At 72.5% G+C, this 20,555-nt stretch carries 18 protein-coding genes; 9 read left to right on the plus strand and 9 right to left on the minus strand.

Features of this window, described 5'->3' with window-relative positions:
• Positions 1 to 9: 9 nt before the first annotated feature.
• On the minus strand, positions 10 to 1,056 hold the full coding sequence (locus AB0C27_RS11675; RefSeq protein ID WP_357841543.1) for a carbohydrate kinase: 1,047 nt from the start codon (positions 1,054 to 1,056) through the stop codon (positions 10 to 12).
• A 151-nt stretch (positions 1,057 to 1,207) separates the two neighbouring features.
• Between AB0C27_RS11675 and AB0C27_RS11680 the strand changes: the two genes are divergently transcribed.
• The 4 genes from AB0C27_RS11680 to AB0C27_RS11695 are packed head-to-tail and all read left to right on the plus strand — an operon-like array spanning position 1,208 to position 5,038.
• On the plus strand, positions 1,208 to 2,197 hold the full coding sequence (locus AB0C27_RS11680; protein ID WP_357841545.1) for a sugar ABC transporter substrate-binding protein: 990 nt from the start codon (positions 1,208 to 1,210) through the stop codon (positions 2,195 to 2,197).
• 2 nt (positions 2,198 to 2,199) lie between these two features.
• Positions 2,200 to 3,171, plus strand: coding sequence for an ABC transporter permease (locus tag AB0C27_RS11685; protein WP_357841548.1), 972 nt, complete (start codon positions 2,200 to 2,202; stop codon positions 3,169 to 3,171).
• Entirely contained in the window at positions 3,168 to 3,986 is an 819-nt protein-coding gene (locus AB0C27_RS11690) for an ATP-binding cassette domain-containing protein (protein ID WP_357841552.1), read from the plus strand. Before AB0C27_RS11685 ends, AB0C27_RS11690 begins: the two co-directional genes overlap by 4 nt.
• A gap of 35 nt (positions 3,987 to 4,021) precedes the next feature.
• A complete protein-coding gene (locus AB0C27_RS11695) occupies positions 4,022 to 5,038 on the plus strand; it encodes a LacI family DNA-binding transcriptional regulator (protein WP_357843072.1) in 1,017 nt (338 codons plus the stop codon).
• Here the strand turns inward: AB0C27_RS11695 and AB0C27_RS11700 are convergent.
• Complete coding sequence (locus AB0C27_RS11700) at positions 5,023 to 6,393, minus strand: PQQ-dependent sugar dehydrogenase (protein ID WP_357841555.1); 1,371 nt, start codon at positions 6,391 to 6,393, stop codon at positions 5,023 to 5,025. The genes AB0C27_RS11695 and AB0C27_RS11700 overlap by 16 nt on opposite strands.
• A gap of 305 nt (positions 6,394 to 6,698) precedes the next feature.
• Here AB0C27_RS11700 and AB0C27_RS11705 point away from each other — a divergent pair, with 305 nt between their 5' ends.
• Together AB0C27_RS11705 and AB0C27_RS11710 are read left to right on the plus strand one after the other, a co-directional pair.
• Positions 6,699 to 7,394, plus strand: a complete 696-nt coding sequence (locus tag AB0C27_RS11705) for a hypothetical protein (RefSeq protein WP_357841558.1) — start codon at positions 6,699 to 6,701, stop codon at positions 7,392 to 7,394.
• Entirely contained in the window at positions 7,391 to 7,537 is a 147-nt protein-coding gene (locus AB0C27_RS11710) for a hypothetical protein (RefSeq protein WP_357841561.1), read from the plus strand. Before AB0C27_RS11705 ends, AB0C27_RS11710 begins: the two co-directional genes overlap by 4 nt.
• A gap of 46 nt (positions 7,538 to 7,583) precedes the next feature.
• Here AB0C27_RS11710 and AB0C27_RS11715 read toward each other — a convergent pair whose 3' ends face one another.
• On the minus strand, positions 7,584 to 8,411 hold the full coding sequence (locus AB0C27_RS11715; protein ID WP_357841564.1) for a PIG-L family deacetylase: 828 nt from the start codon (positions 8,409 to 8,411) through the stop codon (positions 7,584 to 7,586).
• Positions 8,412 to 8,487: 76 nt separating this feature from the next.
• Entirely contained in the window at positions 8,488 to 9,903 is a 1,416-nt protein-coding gene (locus tag AB0C27_RS11720) for a tetratricopeptide repeat protein (RefSeq protein ID WP_357841567.1), read from the minus strand.
• A 118-nt stretch (positions 9,904 to 10,021) separates the two neighbouring features.
• On the opposite strand from AB0C27_RS11720, the gene AB0C27_RS11725 reads away from it, so the two are divergent.
• The gene (locus AB0C27_RS11725; RefSeq protein ID WP_357841570.1) at positions 10,022 to 10,840 is read left to right on the plus strand and encodes a DUF1206 domain-containing protein; all 819 of its coding nucleotides are present in this window, start codon (positions 10,022 to 10,024) and stop codon (positions 10,838 to 10,840) included.
• 87 nt (positions 10,841 to 10,927) lie between these two features.
• Here AB0C27_RS11725 and AB0C27_RS11730 read toward each other — a convergent pair whose 3' ends face one another.
• The 4 genes from AB0C27_RS11730 to AB0C27_RS11745 all read right to left on the minus strand — a co-directional run bounded on the left by AB0C27_RS11730 (position 10,928) and on the right by AB0C27_RS11745 (position 15,425).
• Complete coding sequence (locus tag AB0C27_RS11730; RefSeq protein ID WP_357841573.1) at positions 10,928 to 12,022, minus strand: glycerophosphodiester phosphodiesterase; 1,095 nt, start codon at positions 12,020 to 12,022, stop codon at positions 10,928 to 10,930.
• Positions 12,023 to 12,238: 216 nt separating this feature from the next.
• Positions 12,239 to 13,834, minus strand: a complete 1,596-nt coding sequence (locus AB0C27_RS11735) for a GMC oxidoreductase (protein ID WP_357841576.1) — start codon at positions 13,832 to 13,834, stop codon at positions 12,239 to 12,241.
• Positions 13,831 to 14,349, minus strand: coding sequence for a carboxymuconolactone decarboxylase family protein (locus tag AB0C27_RS11740; RefSeq protein ID WP_357841579.1), 519 nt, complete (start codon positions 14,347 to 14,349; stop codon positions 13,831 to 13,833). Before AB0C27_RS11740 ends, AB0C27_RS11735 begins: the two co-directional genes overlap by 4 nt.
• Positions 14,346 to 15,425 (minus strand): dihydrodipicolinate reductase, encoded by a 1,080-nt coding sequence (locus tag AB0C27_RS11745; protein WP_357841582.1) that lies wholly within the window; start codon positions 15,423 to 15,425, stop codon positions 14,346 to 14,348. The genes AB0C27_RS11740 and AB0C27_RS11745 overlap by 4 nt, the downstream gene beginning before the upstream one ends.
• A gap of 166 nt (positions 15,426 to 15,591) precedes the next feature.
• Here AB0C27_RS11745 and AB0C27_RS11750 point away from each other — a divergent pair, with 166 nt between their 5' ends.
• Positions 15,592 to 17,709, plus strand: a complete 2,118-nt coding sequence (locus tag AB0C27_RS11750) for an ATPase (RefSeq protein WP_357841584.1) — start codon at positions 15,592 to 15,594, stop codon at positions 17,707 to 17,709.
• A 68-nt stretch (positions 17,710 to 17,777) separates the two neighbouring features.
• On the opposite strand, the gene AB0C27_RS11755 is transcribed toward AB0C27_RS11750, so the two are convergent.
• On the minus strand, positions 17,778 to 19,139 hold the full coding sequence (locus tag AB0C27_RS11755; protein WP_357841587.1) for an amidase: 1,362 nt from the start codon (positions 19,137 to 19,139) through the stop codon (positions 17,778 to 17,780).
• Positions 19,140 to 19,266: 127 nt separating this feature from the next.
• On the opposite strand from AB0C27_RS11755, the gene AB0C27_RS11760 reads away from it, so the two are divergent.
• On the plus strand, positions 19,267 to 20,547 hold the full coding sequence (locus AB0C27_RS11760) for a hypothetical protein (RefSeq protein WP_357841590.1): 1,281 nt from the start codon (positions 19,267 to 19,269) through the stop codon (positions 20,545 to 20,547).
• Positions 20,548 to 20,555 lie beyond the last annotated feature (8 nt).

Raw genomic sequence — 20,555 nt, forward strand, 5'->3', positions numbered from 1 at the left:
GGGGAACGGCTACCGGGTGGGGCCGGGCGACCGGCGTCCGGTGAGCTGGGCGCGCCAGGGCGGGTCGGCGCCGGGGACCGAGCACGTCAGTGCCGCCACCTCAGCCGCGAACGTGGCCGCCGCCACGGCGGTCTCCAGGTCGAGGGCGTCGAGGCGGCCCCCCAGTAAGCCCCTGCCCTCCAGGTCGTGCAGCAGCCCAGCGGTGAACGCGTCCCCCGCCCCGACCGTGTCCACGACCCGCACCCGGGGCGCCGGCACCTCGGCGCGCTCGCCGTCCAGGGACACCAGGGCGCCGTCCGCACCCTTGGTGACGACGACGAGGCGGGCGCCGGCGGCGTGCCAGGTGTCGCAGGCGCGCTCGTACGGCACGCCGGGCAGCAGGAAGTCGACGTCGTCGGTGCTGAGCTTGAGGATGTCGCTCCACGCGCACCAGCGCTCCACCCGGTAGTCGTCCCTGGTGGCGAAGCCGGGGCGGACGTTGGGGTCGATCGAGACCGTGGCACGGGCGCGCGCGGCGCGGGCGAACTCCTCCACCGCCTCCCCGCCCGGCCGCCTGACCAGCGCGAGCGAGCCGGTGTGCAGGCAGGAGGCCGGGCCGAGACGGTCATCGTCCAGCTCGCCGCGGGTCCAGCCCCAGTCGGCGGTGCCGTCGGCGTAGAAGGTGTAGACGGCGTGGCCGTCGGCGTCGAGCGCGGCGACCGCCAGCGTGCTCAGCTCCCCGGCCGCGACGGCCGCCGACAGGTCCACGCCCGAGGAGGTCAGGTGTGCCCGGAACAGGTCGCCGAAGACGTCGTGGGAGATCCGGCCCAGGAACCGGGCGGCGGTGCCCAGCCGCGCCAGCGCCACCGCCGTGTTGGCGGGCCCGCCACCAGGCAGCACCCGCAACGCCATCCCCACCGGCCCGCCGACAGCCCCGGCCGCTGACCCGCTGACAGCCCCGGTCGCCACCCCGATCCCTGACCCGCCCGCCGGTCCGTCCGGTGACCCGTCCGATGACGGGGCGGTGGGGGTGTCGGTGAAGGCGTCGGCGACGCACTCGCCCAGGACAGCGATCATGGTGCGGCCTGCCTCTCGCCGCCTGTTGCCGATTCGTTACGGCACCAGGGCATTGACGTTTCCCGGATCGAAGCTCATCATCGCAACACAGCCGATGTCAACGATGACATATGTCAACGATGACATCGAATCCACCCTGTTAGGAACCGCAATGAACGCGAAGCTTCCTGCCGGAATTCTGGTCACCGTGCTGCTCGTCGCCGGCTGCGGCGGCGGCGGAGGAGGAGGCACGCAGAGCGCCTCCGCCACCAAGGTCGGCCTGATCACCAAGACCGAGACCAACCCGTTCTTCGTCAAGATGAAGGAAGGCGCGCAGAAGGCCGCCCAGGACGGCGGCCTGGAGCTGATGAGCGCCGCGGGCAAGTTCGACGGCGACAACGCCAGCCAGATCACCGCGATCGAGAACATGGTCGCCGCCGGGGTGAAGGGCATCCTCATCACCCCGAGCGACACCAAGGCCATCGTCCCGGCGATCAAGAAGGCGCGCGACGCGGGCGTGCTCGTGATCGCCCTCGACACCCCCACCGAGCCGCAGGACGCCACCGACGCGCTGTTCGCCACCGACAACTTCAAGGCCGGCGAGCTCATCGGCCAGTACGCCAAGGCCGCCATGGCCGGCAAACCCGCCAAGATCGCCACCCTCGACCTGGCCCCCGGCATCACCGTCGGCCAGCTCAGGCACGACGGCTTCCTCAAGGGATTCGGCGTCCAGGAGGGCGACCCGTCGATCGTCTGCTCTCAAGACACCCGCGGCGACCAGGCCAAGGGCCAGACCGCCATGGAGAACTGCCTGCAGAAGGCCCCCGACATCAACCTCGTCTACACCATCAACGAGCCGGCCGCGCTCGGCGCGCACACCGCGCTGAAGGCCAAGGGCCGCGACAAGGACGTGCTCGTCGTCTCCGTGGACGGCGGCTGCACCGGCGTCAAGGCCGTGCAGTCCGGCCAGATCGCCGCCACCAGCCAGCAGTACCCGCTCAAGATGGCCGAGGAAGGCGTCAAGGCCGTGGCTTCGTTCGCCAAGGGCGGTCAGAAGGCCAGCGGTTACACCGACACCGGCGTCACGCTCATCACCGACAAGGCCGTCTCCGGCGTCGAGGCCAAGGACACCGCCTTCGGCCTGGCCAACTGCTGGGGCTGAGCATGGCAGTGACGCAAGCAACGCTGCCGCGCCGCCTGGCCGCCACCCCCGTCGCCGGGCCGCTGGTGGCGCTCGTGCTGGCCTGCCTGTTCTTCGGGGTCAACAGCGGCCAGTTCTTCACCGGGCCCAACTTCTCGCTGATCATCCAGCAGGTCATGGTGGTCGGCACGCTGGCCATCGGGCAGACCCTGATCATCCTGACCGCGGGCATCGACCTCGCCTGCGGCGCGATCATGGCCTTCGGCGGGATCGTGATGACCAAGCTGGCCGTGGACTCCGGACTGCCGCCGGTGCTCGCGCTGGCCGCCGGGCTCGCCGTCTGCGCCGGGTTCGGGCTGGTCAACGGGCTGCTGGTGACGCGGATCTCGCTGCCGCCGTTCATCGTGACGCTGGGCATGCTGAACGTGGTCTTCGCCCTGACGCACATCTACTCCAACGAGCAGACGGTGACCGAGCTGCCCGCGCTGCTGACGGTGCTCGGGCAGACGTTCCAGGTCGGCCAGACGAACGTCACCTACGGCTCGCTGCTGACGATCCTGCTGTTCGTGCTGTTCGCGTACCTGCTCGGCTCCACCGCGTGGGGCCGGCACGTGTACGCGCTGGGCAACAGCCCGGAGGTGGCCCGCCTGACCGGCATCAGGACCGGCCGCCTGACCGTCGGCGTCTACACGGTGGCCGGCCTCGTCTACGGCATCGCCGCCCTCCTCCTGGTCAGCCGCACCGGCGTCGGCGACCCCCAGGCCGGCCAGACCGACAACCTGGACAGCATCACCGCGGTCGTGCTCGGCGGCACCAGCCTGTTCGGCGGCCGGGGCCTGGTTCTGGGGACGCTCGTCGGGGCGCTCATCGTGGGCGTCTTCCGCAACGGGCTGCAGCTCATGGGCGTACCGTCGATCTATCAGACGCTCATCACGGGCATCCTGGTGATCCTCGCCGTCACCGTCGACCAGCTCTCCCGCAGGAGGAACCGATGACGAGCCCCCGTAAGCCGGTCCTCCAGGCACGTGGCCTGGTCAAGCGCTACGGCCACGTCACCGCGCTCGACGGCGCGGACTTCGACCTCATGCCCGGCGAGGTGCTGGCGGTCATCGGCGACAACGGCGCCGGCAAGACCAGCCTGATCAAGGCGCTGACCGGCGCGCTGCAGCCCGACTCCGGCGAGATCCTGCTGGACGGCGAGCCGGTGCGCTTCCGCGACCCCCTCGACGCGCGCCGGCACGGCATCGAGACCGTCTACCAGGACCTGGCCATCGCGGCCTCGCTCGACATCGCGACGAACATGTTCTTGGGCCGCGAGGTGCGCAAACCCGGCCTGCTCGGCACGGTCTTCCGCATGCTCGACAAGAAGCGCATGCGGGAGGAGTCGGCCCGGCACATGGCCGAGCTCAAGATCGGACTGCGCTCGCTCACCCAGCCGGTCGAGTCGCTGTCCGGCGGGCAGCGCCAGGGCGTGGCCGTGGCCAGGGCGGTCGCGTGGGCCACGAACGTCGTCGTCATGGACGAGCCCACGGCGGCGCTCGGTGTCAAGGAGTCGGGCCAGGTGCTCGACCTCATCCGGCAGGTCCGCGACCGGGGCACCCCCGTGGTGCTGATCAGCCACAACATGCCGCACGTGTTCGAGATCGCCGACCGCGTCCACGTCCAGCGGCTGGGCCGCAGGGTCGCCGAGCTCAGCCCGCGCGACCACAGCATGGCCGAGGTGGTGGCCATCATGACCGGCGCGCTCCAGCTGTCGGACGGGAAGTCCGTGGTCGCCGACGAGGACGCGGCGAAGGCGATCGGCCTGTAACGGGACCTAGGATGAGCCGAATGCGGCGTCCGACGATGACAGACGTGGCACGCGAGGTCGGAGTCACCGCCAAGACCGTCTCCCGGGTGCTCAACGACGAGGGGCCGGTCGCCGTGGAGACGCGCGAGCGCGTGCTGGCGGCGGTCAGGCGGCTCGGATACCAGCCCAACCTGATGGCCCGCAACACCCGGGTGGGCGCGCGTGACGCGGCGATCGGCCTGGTCATCCCCGAGATGGGCAACCCGTTCTTCGGCACGGTCGCGGGCGGTGTCGAGAGCGCCGTACGGGCTCGCGGGCTCACGCTCATCGTCGGCTCGTCCGACGAGACGGCCGGGCTGGAGCAGTCGCTGATCGCCACGTTCCTGGCCCGCCGGGTGAGCGCCCTCATGGTCGTCCCCGCCGCCGGCGGCGACCATCGTCATCTGCGCTTAGAGCGGGTCGCCGGGCTGCCGATCGTCTTCCTCGACCGGCCGGCCGTCGGCCTGACCGCGGACTGCGTGGTCAGCGCCAACCGGGAGGGCTCCAGGGCGGGCGTCGCCCACCTGATCGGGTACGGCCACCGCAGGATCGGCTTCGTCGGCGACGTGCCCGCCACTCTCTACACCCGCCGCGAGCGGCTCCAGGGCTATCGCGACGCCCTGGAGGCGGCCGGCCTGCCGTTCGACCGGTCGCTCGTGGACACCGGGCACGACATGGAGGCCGCGGCCCGCGCCACCCTCCGGCTGCTGGCCCTGACCGACCCGCCGACCGCGCTCTTCGCCGGCAACAACTTCGCCTCCATGGGGGCGGTGCTGGCGCTGGCCAGGGCCGGACGCAAGGACGTCGCGCTCGTCGGCTTCGACGACCTGCCGCTGGCCGAGGTCCTGGACCCGCCGCTGACGGTGGTCGCCCAGGACCCGGCGGCGGTGGGGGCCGCGGCGGCGGAGCTGGTGCTGTCCCGGCTGGACGGCGACCGCTCCCGTGCTCGCCGCGTGGTCGTCCCCACCCGCCTGCTCACCCGCGGCTCCGGCGAACAACCGCCCCCCGGGCCGGGGGATCAGGTGCAGGTGTAGGCGGCCGGGAGCTGGGTGTCGCCGGCCGGGCGGGTGGCCTGGAGGCCGAAGGTGGTGCTCTGGCCTGGGGCGAGGGCGCCGTTGTGCGTGGTGTTCCCGGCCGTGACGTTCTGGCCGGACGTGGTCAGGACGGCGTTCCACGAGCCGGTGACCGTGTGGCCGGCGGGCAGCGTGAACGTCGCCGTCCACCCCGTCGTCGCAGCCGTGCCCGTGTTGGTGACCGTGACCGGCTGCACGACATAGCCCGTGCCCCACTGGGACTGGACGGAAGCCGTCGCCGCGCACGCGCCCGAGTTGCCGCCGGCGGCCGGTGGGACGCGGATGATCCGGTCGTCCTGGGCGACCGGGCTGCCCCGGCCGTCGCGGTTGCTGGTCGCCACCCAGAGCCAGCCGTCGGGCCCGGCCGCGACCGCGCGCAGCCGTCCGTACGCGGAGGTGAACTCGGCCTGCGGCGTGCCCGGCGTGCCCGTGCCGGACAGCGGCACCGTCCACAGGCGCTGCCCGCGCAGGGCCGCCGCGAACAGCGTGTCGTTCGCGTACGCGAGCCCGCTGGGCGAGGCCTGTGAGGTCGGCCAGGTGACGATCGGGCGGCGGAAGGAAGAGTTGCCGCAGTCGCCCTCGCAGGCAGGCCAGCCGTAGTTGCCGCCCGCGACGATCTGGTTGATCTCGTCCCAGGTGTTCTGGCCGAACTCGGTGGCGTACATCCGGCCCTGCGCGTCCCAGGCCAGGCCCTGCACGTTGCGGTGGCCGTAGCTCCAGACGCGGGAGCCGGGGAACGGGTTGTCCGACGGGACGCCGCCGGTGGGCGTCAGGCGCAGGATCTTCCCGGCCGGGCTGTTCAGGTTCTGGGCGTTGGCGGTGTTGCCGGCGTCGCCCGTGCCGACGTACAGCATGCCGTCGGGGCCGAACGCGATGCGGCCGCCGTCGTGGATCGTCGCGCTCGGCACCCCGGAGAAGAGCACCGTCTGGGTCTGCGGGGCGCTCAGCTGGAACCTGATCAGGCGGTTGTCGCCACTGGTGCTGGTGAAGTACGCGTACACCCAGCCGTCCTGGGCGTAGGCGGGGGAGACCGCGAGTCCGAGCAGCCCGCTCTCGCCCGACGCGCTGACCCCGCTGACCGTGGCGACGGCGGCGGGCGCCTGGCCGGGACGCACCCGCATGACGCGCCCGGTGTTCCGTTCGGAGACGAGCGCGCTGCCGTCGGGCAGGAACGCCATCGCCCAGGGCACCTGCAGACCGGTGACGGAGACCTCCGCCCTGGAGAAGTCGAAGCCGCCCTGGGCGTGGGCGGCCGGGACACCGATGCCCAGCGCGAGCAGCATCAGGATCAGGGCCGGAACGACTCTCGCGCGCATGACGGACTCCTTGACCGGGCCACCGGGTGCGGATGTCAACACCGTGATGCCAGCACCGTAGGCAGACCGGCCACCAGATCACAATCCACCCCGCCGCCCCATATCGGAGGCTTCCGGCGATCTGCGGCGATCCGTGGGGGCGGCCTCCGCCCCATTGAAACTTTCACCCCCGAGACCGCCGAGCTCACGGTCTCTGCCGCCAAGGTGATCGCCCAGAGGCTTCCCGCCTGGACATGAGTGATCGCCCATGGCACACGCATGGTCCGGCATTGGTGCTCAGGCCGGAACATCGCATAGTTGAGGCCATGGATCGATCTCTGCGCGTCGCGGTCATCGGTGACCGCGACCCCGCCGCTCCCACGCACGCGGCCACCGACGACGCGCTGCGGCACGCCGCCGCGCACCTCGGCATCGAGGTGGACGTCCGCTGGGTGGCCACCGCATCGCTCGAATCCGACCTGGCCGAGGTCAAGGCCGCCGACGTGCTGTGGTGCGCGCCCGGCAGCCCGTACCGCAGCCTGCGCGGCGCACTCGCCGCGCTCCGGCACGGCCGCGAGCACGGCGTGCCCACCCTGGGGACGTGCGGCGGCTGCCAGCACATGATCATCGAGTACGCCCGCCACGTGCTCGGCTATCAGGACGCCCAGCACGCGGAGTACGACCCGTACGCCTCGACCCTCTTCGTGTCCGAACTGACCTGCTCACTGGCCGGCAAGACCATGCCCGTCACCTTGACCCCCGGCACCCGGGTGGCCGCACTGTACGGACGTACCGACGTCGAAGAGAACTACTACTGCAACTTCGGTCTCGACCCCGGCCGGCAGGAGACCTTGCACGACGGCGGCTTGTCTGTCACCGGAGTGGACGGCGACGGCGAGGCCAGGGTGCTGGAGATCCCCGGGCATCCCTTCTACCTGGCCACCCTGTTCGTGCCGCAGACCCGCTCGCGCCCCGAAGCCCCGCACCCACTGATCGTCGGCCTGCTGCGCGCGGCGCTATGACCTTCACCCAGCTGAGGATCCTCCAGGCGGTCGCACGCACCGGCGACATGACCCGCGCCGCCGAGGAACTGGCCATGGCCCTCACGCCCCGACCCGGCCGCGCCGAAGGGACGGGTCCCGGCAGAGATCTCGCCCAGAAGTGACACCGTCCCGGGGGAGCCGGACCGAGCCGGGACGGCGCCGGTGGGGTCAGGAGTCGCGCAGGCCGGCGAACAGGTCTTCCTCGTGCTGGGGCGTGTCGACCTTGCTCAGCACCCGCTCGAACGCCTCGTGCGAGAACGCCTGCATCCGCGCATCGTCGGGCATGCGCAGCAGGAAGATGTTGTCGCCCTGGCTCTCGTGCGCCTGCAGCGCCTTGATCTTGCGCTCGACGTAGGGGGTGACGTCGACGACGCTCGTCACGCGCTCGTCGGGGGTGCCGAAGTCGCCTGAGGGGTCGAAGTCGCCGACGTCGACGCCGCTCTCCTTCATCATCTCGAACATGCGCAGGATCGCCGACCTGGGGATGGCGGTGTAGTAGAGCTTGTCGGGGATGCCGCTGCGCTCGGTGGCGGCGACCGTGACGCGGTGGGTCTGGATGTGGTCGGGGTGACCGTAGCCGCCACCGCCGGTCTCGTCGTAGGTGACCACGACCTGGGGCCGGTAGTGCTCCATCAGCTCGGCCAGCCGGGCCGCGGCGGTCTCCACGGGGACGTTGGCGAAGGCGTCGGGATGGCCGTTGCCCTCCCAGCCGTCCATGCCCGAGTCACGGTAGCCGAGCAGCTCCAGGTGCTCGACGGCCAGGTGGCCCACGGACTCGCGCAGCTCCTCCAGCCGCTTCGCGGCCACCGCCGCGTCGTCGTGACCGGGCTCGCCCGGCTTGACGCCGTTCTGGTCGTCGCCCTGCTCACCGTTGGTGCAGGTGACCAGGACGGTGCGCACGCCCTCTTCGGCGTAGCGGGCCAGGATGCCGCCCGTGGTCAGGCATTCGTCGTCGGGGTGGGCGTGCACGACCATCAGGGTGAGTTGCCGGTTCATGTCCGGAAACACTACTCGCCGGGTCCGACAAGCGAGCGCCCGCCCGTCGCGAGCACTGGTCAGGGGCCGGCGAGCGCTACTCCGGCGATCCGGCGAGCCGGCGCCCGCCCGTCGCGAGCTCCCGCGCCCGCGTGCGGGCCACGGCCGCCGCCGCGCCGTCGCCGATCGCGTCGGCCAGCGCCGCCTGCTTGAGCCAGTTGTACGGGCTGCACGGCCGCACGCTGATCCGCTCGCTCACCAGCACCCTGGCCACGTCGCGCCGCCCCGCCCGCAGGGCCGCCTCCAGCAGCGTGCGCTGCACGGCGTCGCGCTGCGCGTGGCTGCCGCCGAACTCGTTGACCCGGTGCCTGATCGGATGGAGCAGCTCCACCACCGTCTCGTAGTCGCCCCGCCCGAACGCCACGATCGCCCGGCACACCGGCAGCCCGACCCTGAGCGTCATCCCGTGGTTGGTGACGCCGGGACGCGGCCGCGCCACGTACGCCTCCCGCCCCGCGATCAGCCGCTCGGCCTCGCCGATCCGCCCCGCCCCCACGTACGACATCACCGCGTGCATGTCGTTGAAGGCGTAGAACGGCTCACCCATGCGCGGCGGCCACGCCTCGGCCAGGACCCGCCAGCGCTCGGGCTGCTCGGAGCCCTCCAGGTGCAGCCGCCACAGCAGCGCGGCGGCGTCGAGCAGCTCCATGCAGGACTGCCCGTCGGCGAGCACCGCGTCGTAGATCGCCAGCACCCGCCGCTCGTCGCCGCTCTCCAGCGCGTACAGGCAGTAGTGCCACCAGCTGTGCACGTTGAAGAACGTCCCGGTGGACCAGTCGCCCATGCGGGCGTCGAGGTAGCGCAGACCCTCGCCGAAACGCCCCTGCATCTCGTACGTGTGCACCACCGCGTGGATGCCCCACACGTCGCGCGGATCGAGCTCCACCGCCCGCAGGCCGACCTCCTCGGACCGGTCGTAGTGGCCCGCCTCCTCCAGGCCGAAGGCGTACATGCCGAGCACATGACCGAAATGGCGGTCCTCCTCCCGCCAGGCGTTCAGCGCGCCGCCGATCCGGTCGCGCAGCATGCGGGCGTCGCCGGTGAAGAAGTCGATCTGGTGGCCGGCTGCCAGCGCCAGCGCGTCGCGCGGATGCTCGGCCGCGATGCCGGCCAGCAGTTCGCCGCAGGTCAGGTAGTCGCCGCCGAACAGCGCCCGCACGGCCGCCACGTGCGCGCGCTCGCGCGGCAGCAGCGAGGTCGCGTCGATCCTGCGCAGGAACGCCTCGAAACGGACCCGGGCCGTGCGCGCGTCCTCGACCTCGGTGGTCAGCAGCCCCAGGTACGCCGCCAGCACGTTGCCCATCGGGAAGTCGGGCGACTCGGCCAGCGCGGCCCCCGATTCGGCGTCCACCTCGGCCCTGAACCGCAGCAACTCGTCGATCGCCCGGTCGTAGTGCCGCACCGCCGCGGCGCTCGCACCCGACATGGCCAGGCCGTGCTGATCGCAGCTCACCGCACCACTGTAACCGGACCACTGTGACCAGCGGGAAGACCTGCCGCACCGGATTTTCGATGCCTACATGCGCGGTTCCTGGGCACTCGGGACCGGCATCGACCAAGTGGGAGGAATCGTGAACACAGCGGAACAGGCGGGCCGCGAGGCGAAGGCCGCGACGCGGCGCGCGACCTCCAGCCGGCCCATGGCCGTGCTGACCCGTGTGGGCCTGGCCTGCCGCGGTGTGCTGTACGCGTTGATCGGCGTGGTGGCCCTGCAGATCGCCACCGGCGACGGCTCGCAGCAGGCCGACAAGGCGGGCGCGATCACCACGCTGGCCGGGCTGCCGTTCGGCTCGGTCATCCTGTGGGTCATGACGGCCGGATTCGTCGCGCTGGCGCTCTGGCAGACCTCGGAGGCGCTGTTCGGCTCCGGCAAGGCGCTGGAGAAGGGCGAGGCGGTCGCCCGGGTCGTGGTGTACGTGCTGCTCGTCCTCACCCTGATCAGCGTGCTGACCACGCACAAGGCGAAGTCCGACGACCAGAAGTCGCAGGACATGACGGCCAAGCTGCTGGAGCTGCCCGGCGGGCAGATCATCGTGGGCGTGGCCGGGCTCGGCCTGATCGCGCTGGGCGTGTACTGGATCCACCGGGGCGTGACGAAGGGCTTCAAGGAGGAGCTGCGGCTCGGGAGCATGTCGCCGCGCGCCCGGACGATCATGGAGCGGCTCGGCGTCGGCGGGTACGTGGCCAGGGGCGTGATCGCCGGGCTGGCCGGTGTCCTGGTCGTCCAGGCGGCGATCACGTACGACGCGGACAAGGCGGGCGGCATCGACGCGACCCTGCGCGAGTTCGCCGAGACGCCGGTCGGGCCGTGGCTGCTGGTCGTGGTGGCGCTCGGGCTGCTGCTGTTCGCCGGCTACTGCTTCGGCGAGTCCCGCTGGCGCCGCACCTGACCTGGCGCCGGGCGACCGGACCGGCCGACCGGGCCGAGCGACCGGGCCGAGCGCCCGGTCGGGCTGTCGAAAGGGGAGCGGGCCGGCTCAGGCCGAGTGCTTGGCCACCACCGCGCGGCCCATGGCAGGGTCGTCGCAGAAGGCGCCGTCGATGCCCAGCTCGACCAGCCGCGACAGCCACCCCATCACGTTCCCGGTGGCCCGCGGGTAGGCCGGACTGGCGGCGTCGCCGAGCCGGTAGTCGGCGGGCAGCTGGGAGTTCTCGTTCCGCACCGTCCAGACGTGCACGTCGAGCCGCCTGCGGTGCGCGTCAGCGACCAGCGTCGTGGGCTCCAGCGTCCGGCCGGCCGCGTCCACGGGGACGACCCGCCGCGTGTCCACGCCGATCCCGTCGGCGTACCGGGCCACCTCGCGCAGCCCCTCGGGCGTGACCATGTCGTCGTAGGTCCGCGTGCTGCCGGACGCCACCCAGTCGTAGGGCGCCCCGCCGGAGGTGATGAGCTGGATCAGCGGTAGCCGCGTCCGTCCGCTCAGCTCGCGTAGGTTGGCGGTCTCGAACGACTGGATGTACGCCTTCCGCACCCGGTGCCGGCCGAGCACGTCGAGCAGCGGCTCCTCCAGCGACAGGCCGATGGAGTCGAAGTAGGTGGGGTGCTTGGTCTCGGGGTAGACGCCGACGCCGTGCGCGAGGGCCAGCCGCACGACCTCCTCGAACGTCGGGATCTCCGCCAGCCCGTCGAACGCCGTGTTGTCCGGCCGCAGGTCGGGCACGCGCTCCTTGGCCCGCAGCGTCTTCAGCTCGGCCAGCGTGAAGTCCTCGGTGAACCAGCCGGTGACCGGCCGGCCGTCCACGGTCTTGGTGGTGCGCCGGCCGGCGAACTCGGGCCTCGCGGCCACGTCGGTCGTGCCGGAGATCTCGTTCTCGTGCCGAGCCACCAGCACGTGGTCCTTGGTGGAGACGAGGTCGGGCTCGATGTAGTCGGCGCCCATCGCGATGGCGGCCTCGTACGACAGCAGCGTGTGCTCGGGCCGGTGGGCACTCGCGCCCCGATGGCCGATCACGAGCGGGGCGTGGCCACGGCGCTCGGCCGTGGCGGGAGGAGTCTGGGCGGGCACGACGGCGACACTACCGCCGGCGAGGACGCCGGCCAGCACGCTCACGAGCAACCTGCGCATCGTCATGCGCGCACCGTAGCGCCGCCAGGTGGACGGCGGGTCACGGCCGGGCGAACGGACGCGGTCGGTGGGGCCGTCACCCCGTCGGATCGGGCGAACGGAGGCGGTCGGTGGAACAGGACCGCGGTCGGTGGAACAGGACCGGACGGCCGAGCAGCCCCCGTGGGGCCGCTCGGCCGCGATGCCGTCAGAGGGCCGCCAGGAGGGCCGTCAGGAGGGCCGTCAGAGGTCGGTGGCGATGATGTGCTCGATGTTGCGCTCGGCCAGCGCCGTGATCGTGACGAACGGGTTGACGGTCGTGTTGCCGGGGATCAGCGCCCCGTCGATGACGTACAGCCCTGGGTACGCCGTCAGCCGCCCGTAGTTGTCGGTCGCCCGGTTCAGCACCGCGCCGCCCAGCGGATGGTAGGTCAGGTGGTCGCCCCAGATCTTGTAGACGCCGAACAGGTCGGTCCGGTAGATCGTCCCCTCCTTGGCGTTGATCCGGTCGAAGATCGTCTTGGCCATGTCGATCGACGGCTGCTTCCACGCCGTCTGCCAGTTCAGCTCCACCTTGCCCGCGCTCGCGTTCCAGGAGAACTGCGCGCGATGCGGGTTGTTGGTGATGGACAGGTAGAACGAGGCCCACGTCTCGATGCCGGTCGGCAGCGGCGCGACCTCGGCGAACGCGCCCCCTGCGGCCCAGTTGTCGATGCCGCAGCACGGGATGGCCGACTGGAGCGAGCCGGTCGGGTCCCACAAATGGTTGGCCCGGCCGCACATGACGTTCCCGTTGTCGCCCCAGCCCTTGCCTACCTCCCCGTTGAGATTGGGCAGCACGCCGGTGGCCTTCAGCTTCACCAGCAGCTTGCTGGTGCCGACACTGCCGGCGGCGAAGAACACCCGGTCGGCGGTGACGGTCTTGGTGGCGATGACGTTGCCGGAGGTGTCGAGCTGCTCCATGGTGACCGTGTACCGGCCGCCCGACGCCGGCGCGACCGAGGTGACCCGGTGCAGCGGCGAGACGGTGACCCGGCCCGTGGCCTTGGCCTGGGCGAGGTAGGTCTTCTGCAGCGACTTCTTGCCGTGGTTGTTGCCGTAGAGGATCTCGCCGGCCAGGGCGGACTTCGGTACGGTGCCGGCCTCCTCCGCCTTCATGTAGTCCCAGTCGTACACGTCGGGCACGAACACGAACGGGAAGTTCGAGCGCTGGGCGTGCTTACGGCCGACGCGGCCGTACTGGTAGTAGGCCGTGCTCTCGAACCAGGCCGGGTCGATGGTGCCGACGCCGAGGCCGGCGTTGGCGCGCGGGTAGTAGACGTCGTACATCTCGGCGGCGTTCACCGACGGCAGCACGGAGGCGAAGTTCGCCCGCTTCGGGGTCACCGCCATGCCGCCGTTCACCAGCGAGCCACCACCGACGCCGCGGCCCTGGTAGACGGTGATGCCGCCGAACTCCTCCGCGTCCAGGACGCCGGTGTGGCGGGGGATGTCGCGGTCGATGGGGAAGCCGAGGAAGTAGTTGAGCGGCGCCTTGGTCCTCGTACGCAGCCAGTAGGAGCGGTAGTCGGGCTCGCGCGTGTTGCAGAAGATCTTGCCGTCGGTGCCGGGGGTGTCCCAGGCCATGCCCATCTCGATCATGTGGACGTCCACGCCCGCCTGGGCCAGGCGCAGCGCGGCGACGGCGCCGCCGTACCCGGTGCCGATCACCAGGGCGGGAACCTGCGCGCCCGAGGCGATGGCGCGGGCGGCCGGGGCGTGCACCCCGAGGGCGGCGGCGCCCAGCAGGGTGCCGGTCCCGGCGATGAAACCGCGGCGGGAGAGCTCGTTCTGACTCATCTGGCCGGCCTCACTCTCGGCTCGGGTGCGGGCGAAGCGCCACTGGGCAACTGGCACACGGTGTCCAGGCCCAGGACGTGGTTGAGCCGGCCGAACGCCAGCCACGAACCGATGCTCATGCTCAGCTCGACGATCTCCAGCTGGCTGTAGTGCGCGGTCATCCGGCCCCAGAACTCCTCGTCGAGGTTGTGGTGGTCCAGGGCGTAGCGCTCGGCGTACTCGGCGGCCAGCCGGGTGCGCTCGTCGAAGTCGCCGGTCGTGCGCCAGTGCGTCACCGCGTCGGCGAAGCTCTCCTCGACCTTGACGCCGTCGCGTTCCGTCCGCCAGTCCAGGCAGAACGCGCAGCCGTTGATCTGCGCGATGCGCAGCCTGGCCGCCTCGAACTCGCGCAGGCCGAGAGTCGTGTGGGTGTAGACCGACAGGGAGAAGCGCGAGGCGGCCGGGCCGATCCCGGGGATCATCTCGCCCCACACGTACGCGATGGCGTCCTTGCCCTCCGGTATGTCGATCTTCATGACCGTCTCCTTCCGAGCTTGCCGGTGGCGGGACGCAGGGGCACGTCGAGCGCGTCGTACAGTCCTGGCGGGGCCTGGTCCAGCCAGTCGATGGCGCCGACCAGCCGGCCCACGGCGGTCGCGTTGCCGCCCGCCGAGCGGTTGCCGTCCTCGTCGGCGGCCTCGACGGTGACCTCGATGCGCGGCCGGCCCTCGATGATCACCCGGTGCGCGCCCACGCCGTCCGGCGGGAGCGGCCAGTCGGGTGCGCAGGACGGGTGAATGCGGGTGACGTGCTCGATCACGATCAGCGCCTCCCCGTCCACGACGCCCTGCACCTCGAACCGGACCGCGCCCTGCGTGCCCGCCTCGAAGGCGCCCATCGAGGCGGTGGTCACGGTGGTGTCGAGCTCGCGGCGGTGCACGCTCTCGCGGATCTCGTCCAGCTCGACGCCCAGGGCTCTGGCCATGAGCCGGATCTGGCCGCCCCAGACCATGGACGGCACGGTCGGCGCGATCATCGGCGGTTCGTAGTCCATCGGCTGGCCCATGCCGACCAGGTAGCGGACCGCGTCGGGCTGGTCGTAGGTGGAGTAGTCGAAGATCTCCTGGCAGCGTACGGCGTCCACGGTGGTCGCCAGCCCGCTGACCAGCAGCGGCAGCACGTCGTTGCCCCAGCCGGGGTCGACGCCGGAGACGAACAGGGAGCCGCCGCCCTCCTTGACGGCGGCCAGTACCGGCTCGCGCATGTCGGGCGGGGCGCTGCGGTGGTCGTAGAGGGCGTACAGGGACGGCGTCACGACCACGGCGCCGGCGCGCACGGCCTTGACGATGTCGGCCAGGGCCTCGGCCGGGCGGATGTCGCCCGAGGCGGCGTACACGACGGCCCTGGGGCCGGTCGCCAGCACCGCCTCGGGGTCGCCGGTGGCCGCGACACCGAGGTGGCGGCCGAGGCCGGCCAGGTCTCCGGCGTCACGGCCGAGCTTGGCCGGGTCGTGGACGAGGACGGCGGTCAGTTCGAGCGCCGGATGGGCTTCGACGGCGCGGATGGCGGCGCGGCCGATGTTGCCGGTACCCCAGACGATCGTGGACACCATGGCCGGAGCGTAGCAAGCGCTTGGTTTGTTGCCTAGAGGTTTCCCGGCCTTCACTACGGCCCTGACGGGTAGTCACTTTCTCACTTTTCGTGGCGGATCCACTCCGCGTCCGGCAAGCTGCTGTTCACCGAGGCGGCAAGTTGCGCGAGCCGGACAGGTGAGGGCCATGACGATGGGTGGGCGGCACACCGGGAATCTGCCGCCGGAGACGACCAGCCTGGTGGGCCGCCGCGGAGAGCTGGCCCGGATCCGCCGGTTATGCCGCGAGTTCCGCATGGTGACGCTGACCGGGGTGGGCGGGGTCGGCAAGAGCAGGCTCGCGCTGCGGGCCGCCTCGCTCATGCGGCCCGGGTTCGCCGACGGCGCCTGGCTCGTGCCGCTCTCGGCGCTGGACCAGGGGGCGCTGGTGCCGTACACGATCGCCGAGTCGCTGCCCCTGGCCGACCAGACGACCCGGCCGATGCTGGAGGTGCTGACCGAATATCTCGGCGACCGGCACCTGCTGCTCGTGCTGGACACCTGCGAGCACCTCATCGAGGACTGCGCCAGGACGGCCCGTGAGCTGCTCGTCGCCGCCCCCCGGCTGTCGATCCTGGCCACCAGCCGCCGCCCCCTGGGCGTGCCGGACGAGCAGGTGCTCATCATCGACCCGCTGCCCGTCCCCGACGACGACGGCGAAGGCCCGCAGGAGGCGGTCAGGCTGCTCACCGAGCGCGCCGCGGCCACCGTGCCCGGCTTCGCCGTCGGCGACGGCAACCGTACCGAGCTGGCCCGCCTGTGCCGGCGGCTCGAAGGGCTGCCGCTGGCCATCGAGCTGGCCGCGGCCCGGCTGCGCGAGCTGGCGCCGGCCGAGCTGGCCGCGCGGCTGGACGACCGGTTCGAGCTGCTCGGCGACACCGAGGACGAGGTGCTCGACGCCGACCCGCCCTGGCACCAGGCGCTGCGCACCGCGATCGGCTGGAGCCACCAGCTGTGCACCCCCGAGGAGCGACTGCTGTGGGCGCGGACCTCGGTGTTCGCGGGCAGCTTCGACGACCAGGCCGCGATCGACGTCTGCGCCGACGACCTGCTACCCGCCGACGCCATCGTCGGCTTACTGGCCGGGCTGGCCGACAAGTCGATCCTCATCTGGGCGCCGACCGGCGGCGGCGAGCGCTACCGGATGCTCGACACCATCCGCGAGTACGGCGCCATCTGGCTGCGCGCACTCGGCGAGCAGGACGAGATCCGCCGCCGCCACCGCGACTTCTACCTCGACCTGGCCCGCCGCGGCGACGCCTCCTGGCTGGGCCCCGAGCAGATCGCCTGGAACGACCGCACCACCGTCGAGCACGACAACCTGCGCACCGCCCTCGACCACAGCCTCAACACCCCTGACGACCACAGCGCGCTGGAATTCGCCGCCGCGCTCTGGTTCTTCTGGTACCCCTGCGGCTTCCTCAGAGAGGGCCAGCACTACCTCGAACGTGCCCTGCGCCTCGACACCGAGCCCAGCACGCTACGTAACCGCGCCCTGTGGGTGTGCAGCCTGACCCTCATCGTGCAGGGCGACGCCACCGCCGGCATGTCCTGGGCCGCCGAGTGCGCCGGCGCGGCCGAACGGCTCGGCGACACCGAGGCGGCGCTGGGCGCGCAGGCCATGGTGATGGCGGCGGCCACCATCAGGGGAGACCTGGCCCTCGCGCTGGCCCTGGCCGACAGCCTGCTGGCCGTGCACCGGCCCGAGCACGGGCTGAGCCTGCCCAGTCTCCTGGCCCGCCTCGGCCAGTGCCACGTGCACACCGCCGAGGGCCGCGTCGAGGACGCGGTCAAGGTGCTGGAGGAGATGTGCGCCGAGTGCGACAAGCGCGGCGAACGGTGGATGCGCGCTTACGCCGACCTTTTCCGCGCCCAGGCCGAGCTGACGCTGGGCCGGTACGAGGCCGCGCAGACGCACGCGCGGGCGGCGCTCGAGGTCAAGTACCGGCTGCACGACAGCATCGGCATCGCGCTCGCCCTCGACGTGCTGGCCTGCGCCGCCGCGGCCTCGGGGGAGGGCGCGTGCGCCGCCCGCCGGCTGGGGCTGGCCCAGCACGTGTGGGACACCATCGGGCGGGCGCAGCTCGGCATCCACGAGTGGGTCAGCGCGCGCGAACGGTGCGAGCGGCAGGCGCGGGCGGCGATCGGCGACCAGGAGTACAGGGACGCGTTCCTGGCCGGGTACGGGACCGGGCTGGAGGCCGGGATCTTCAACGCTCTCGACCCCGGCCCGGTCGATTCGTCCCGCCCGGCCCAGGAGCACTGACCTCCGTCCGCCCGGCGCGCCGCCCGCGGTCGTCCCGGCGTCGGCGCGGACCTCGCCGCGTCCTGCCGTCAGCCCGGCGTCGGTGCGGACCCCGCGCGGGCCGCCGCCTCGAAGAGGAGTGGTTCGTCGCCGGGGCGGCAGACGAGTTGCAGGCCGACCGGCAGGCCGTCCACCGTTCCCGCCGGGACGGTCAGCGCGGGGAAGCCGAGCACGTTCCAGGGGCTGGTCAGTGCGAGCAGCGCGGGCCGCACCGCGACGGCGCGTCCGTCCACCTCCACCTCACGCGCGCCGACCGGCGGCGCGACGATCGGCACGGACGGCAGGGCGAGCACGTCGTGCCGCTCGAACAGCGCCCCCACCGTCTCGGCCAGCCGCCGCCTGGCCTCCAGGGCGCGGACGTAGCGCCAGCCGGGCAACTCGGCGGCGACGCGCAGGCGTTCGAGCACCTCGTCGTCGAACAGCTCGGGCGCCCGCTCCAATCGCTCGGCGTGCACGGCGGCGGTCTCGCAGCTCTGGATGGCCAGGTACGTCTCCCTGAGCTCCGCGACGACCTCCTCGGCCAGCCGCACCTCATCGGCGGCCCCCGAAGCTGCCCCCGACACCGACGCCGCCACGGCCCGCACGGTGCGGGTCACCCGGGGATCGCCGTCGAAGACGACGCCGGGATCGAGCCACGCCACCCGCACGGGCCCCGTCCCCTCCTTGACCGCCCCGCCGTCCCGCGCCAGGTGGCGGTAGGCGATCAGGCAGTCGTCAGGGGTGCCCGCGAGCACGCCCACATGGTCGAGCGTCGCCGACAGCGGGAACACGCCGTCGGCCGGGATCGCGTCGTACGCCGGCTTGAACCCGGCGATCCCGCACAGAGCCGCCGGGATGCGGACGGAGCCGCCCGTGTCCGTGCCGATCGCCAGCGGCACCATGCCCGCCGCGACGGCCGCCCCGCTGCCGCCGCTGGAGCCGCCCGAGATGCGCGCCGGGTCCCACGGGTTGCGCGAGGCGCCGGTGGCGGAGCGGTCGCCGGTCGGCCCGTACGCGAACTCGTGCGTCGTGGTCTTGCCGACGATGATCGCGCCCGCCTCCCGCAACCGCGTCACACAGGCGGCGTCGGTGTGGGGGATGTATCCGGCGAAGTGCCGCGAACCCATGGTCGCCGGCACCCCCGCCACCATGATCAGGTCCTTCACCGCGACCGGCACCCCGTGCAGCGGCCCCCGGTCGCCGCCCCCTGACAGCTCCTCGTCGGCCCGGCGCGCGGCCGCCAGCGCCCCGCCCGCGTCCACGGTGACGAACGCGTTCAGCGCGGGATCGAGCACGGCGACGGCGCCGAGCGCCTGTTCGACCAGATCGACGGAGGTGGTCTTCCGGTCGCGCAGTTCCCGGGCGAGGTCGGTGACGGTACGGCCGGTGAAGGGTCCCTGGGGAATCGGCATGGACCCTTTTCTACACATCACCCCGGCCCAAGCACCAACGGAGACGGGCCAGACCGCCGGTCTACACATCACCCCTGCCCCAGCACCAACGGATCCGGGTGGGACGCCGGACCGCTAGCATCGGCGGATGCCGGAAGCGCCCTCCCTCCTCCGCCCTACCCTGCGCAGGGTCTTACGCTGGTCGCGCCGGCTCGCCGCCGTCGTCATCAGCCTCTGCGCGCTCGCCGGAGCGGTCCGCCTGATCGTCCCCGCCACGCCGGGCGGCCCCGAGGGTGAGCCGCCGGGGGTGCGGCGACAGCTCGCGTTCCTGCGCGGAGCCCTCGACGCCGGCGCCGGCGACGACGCGCAGGCGCTGTTCCCCGAGGGCTACTTCTTCCTGCACGTCCTGTACGGCCTGACCTGGGTGGAGCTGGGCCGGCGCGTCCCGGGGGAGACCAGGGCCGAGGCGCTGCGCGAGGCGCGCTGGGCGCTGGAACGCCTGGACACCCCGCCCGGCCGCGCTCCGTTCAGCGCCGAGCTCGTCCCCGAGTACGGCGTCTTCTACCGGGGCTGGGGCAACTGGCTGCGCGGCGGGGTGCTGAGCCTCCAGCCGGCCGGGCGGCGGGACGCCGGGGAGTCGCGCCGCTTCGCCGCGGACTCGGCGGCGCTGGCCAAGGCGTTCGACGCCTCGCCGTCGCCGTTCCTGGAGGCCTACCCCGGCCAGTCGTGGCCGGTCGACTCGACCGTGGCGATGGCGTCACTGCGCCTGCACGACACCCTGGAGCCGCCCCGCCACGCCGCGACCGTCGCGCGGTGGCTGGAGCTGGCCCGCGAGCGGCTGGACCCGCGCACCGGGCTGCTCCCGCACCGCGCCGCTCCCGGCACCGGCGAGCCGGAGGAGGTGGCCAGGGGCAGCTCGCAGAGCATGATCCAGCGCTTCCTGCCCGACATCGATCCCGGCTTCGCCGCCGGGCAGTATCTGCGCTTTCGCGACCGTTACGTCGTCACCCCGCTCGGCCTCGGCCCGGCCGTGCGGGAGTACCCCCAGGGGATGGACGGCCCCGGCGACGTCGACTCGGGGCCGCTGCCGCTGGGCGTGAGCCTGTCGGCCACGGCGGTCACCCTGGGCGCCGCCCAGGTGCACGGTGACGCCGCGCTGGCCGGGGCGCTGGCCGGCTACGGCGAGCTGGCCGGCCTGCCTGTCGGCACCCCGTGGACCAAGCGCTACGCCTTCGGGCTGATGCCGATCGGCGACGCGTTCCTCGCCTGGTCGAAGAGCGCCCGGCCGTGGACGGCCGCGGGGCCCGCGCAGCCGCCGCCCGCGACCGTGTCGTGGTGGTGGCGGCTGCCCCTGCTGGCGCTGCTCGCCGTGCTCGGCACCGCCCCCTGGCTGCCGGCGCTCCGCCGCCGGGCCGGAAGGGCCCGCTGAGACCCGGC

Source organism: Nonomuraea sp. NPDC048882, assembly GCF_040649755.1.
In the GTDB taxonomy this organism is placed as follows: Bacteria; Actinomycetota; Actinomycetes; order Streptosporangiales; family Streptosporangiaceae; genus Nonomuraea; species Nonomuraea maheshkhaliensis.

Excerpts from the sequence above, each read along its gene's own strand:
- AB0C27_RS11675 (WP_357841543.1), bottom strand. The coding sequence starts at position 1,056 with ATGATCGCTGTCCTGGGCGAGTGCGTCGCCGACGCCTTCACCGACACC.
- AB0C27_RS11680 (WP_357841545.1), top strand. The coding sequence starts at position 1,208 with ATGAACGCGAAGCTTCCTGCCGGAATTCTGGTCACCGTGCTGCTCGTC.
- AB0C27_RS11685 (WP_357841548.1), top strand. The coding sequence starts at position 2,200 with ATGGCAGTGACGCAAGCAACGCTGCCGCGCCGCCTGGCCGCCACCCCC.
- AB0C27_RS11690 (WP_357841552.1), top strand. The coding sequence starts at position 3,168 with ATGACGAGCCCCCGTAAGCCGGTCCTCCAGGCACGTGGCCTGGTCAAG.
- AB0C27_RS11695 (WP_357843072.1), top strand. The coding sequence starts at position 4,022 with ATGACAGACGTGGCACGCGAGGTCGGAGTCACCGCCAAGACCGTCTCC.
- AB0C27_RS11700 (WP_357841555.1), bottom strand. The coding sequence starts at position 6,393 with ATGCGCGCGAGAGTCGTTCCGGCCCTGATCCTGATGCTGCTCGCGCTG.
- AB0C27_RS11705 (WP_357841558.1), top strand. The coding sequence starts at position 6,699 with ATGGATCGATCTCTGCGCGTCGCGGTCATCGGTGACCGCGACCCCGCC.
- AB0C27_RS11710 (WP_357841561.1), top strand. The coding sequence starts at position 7,391 with ATGACCTTCACCCAGCTGAGGATCCTCCAGGCGGTCGCACGCACCGGC.
- AB0C27_RS11715 (WP_357841564.1), bottom strand. The coding sequence starts at position 8,411 with ATGAACCGGCAACTCACCCTGATGGTCGTGCACGCCCACCCCGACGAC.
- AB0C27_RS11730 (WP_357841573.1), bottom strand. The coding sequence starts at position 12,022 with ATGACGATGCGCAGGTTGCTCGTGAGCGTGCTGGCCGGCGTCCTCGCC.
- AB0C27_RS11735 (WP_357841576.1), bottom strand. The coding sequence starts at position 13,834 with ATGAGTCAGAACGAGCTCTCCCGCCGCGGTTTCATCGCCGGGACCGGC.
- AB0C27_RS11740 (WP_357841579.1), bottom strand. The coding sequence starts at position 14,349 with ATGAAGATCGACATACCGGAGGGCAAGGACGCCATCGCGTACGTGTGG.
- AB0C27_RS11745 (WP_357841582.1), bottom strand. The coding sequence starts at position 15,425 with ATGGTGTCCACGATCGTCTGGGGTACCGGCAACATCGGCCGCGCCGCC.
- AB0C27_RS11750 (WP_357841584.1), top strand. The coding sequence starts at position 15,592 with ATGACGATGGGTGGGCGGCACACCGGGAATCTGCCGCCGGAGACGACC.
- AB0C27_RS11755 (WP_357841587.1), bottom strand. The coding sequence starts at position 19,139 with ATGCCGATTCCCCAGGGACCCTTCACCGGCCGTACCGTCACCGACCTC.
- AB0C27_RS11760 (WP_357841590.1), top strand. The coding sequence starts at position 19,267 with ATGCCGGAAGCGCCCTCCCTCCTCCGCCCTACCCTGCGCAGGGTCTTA.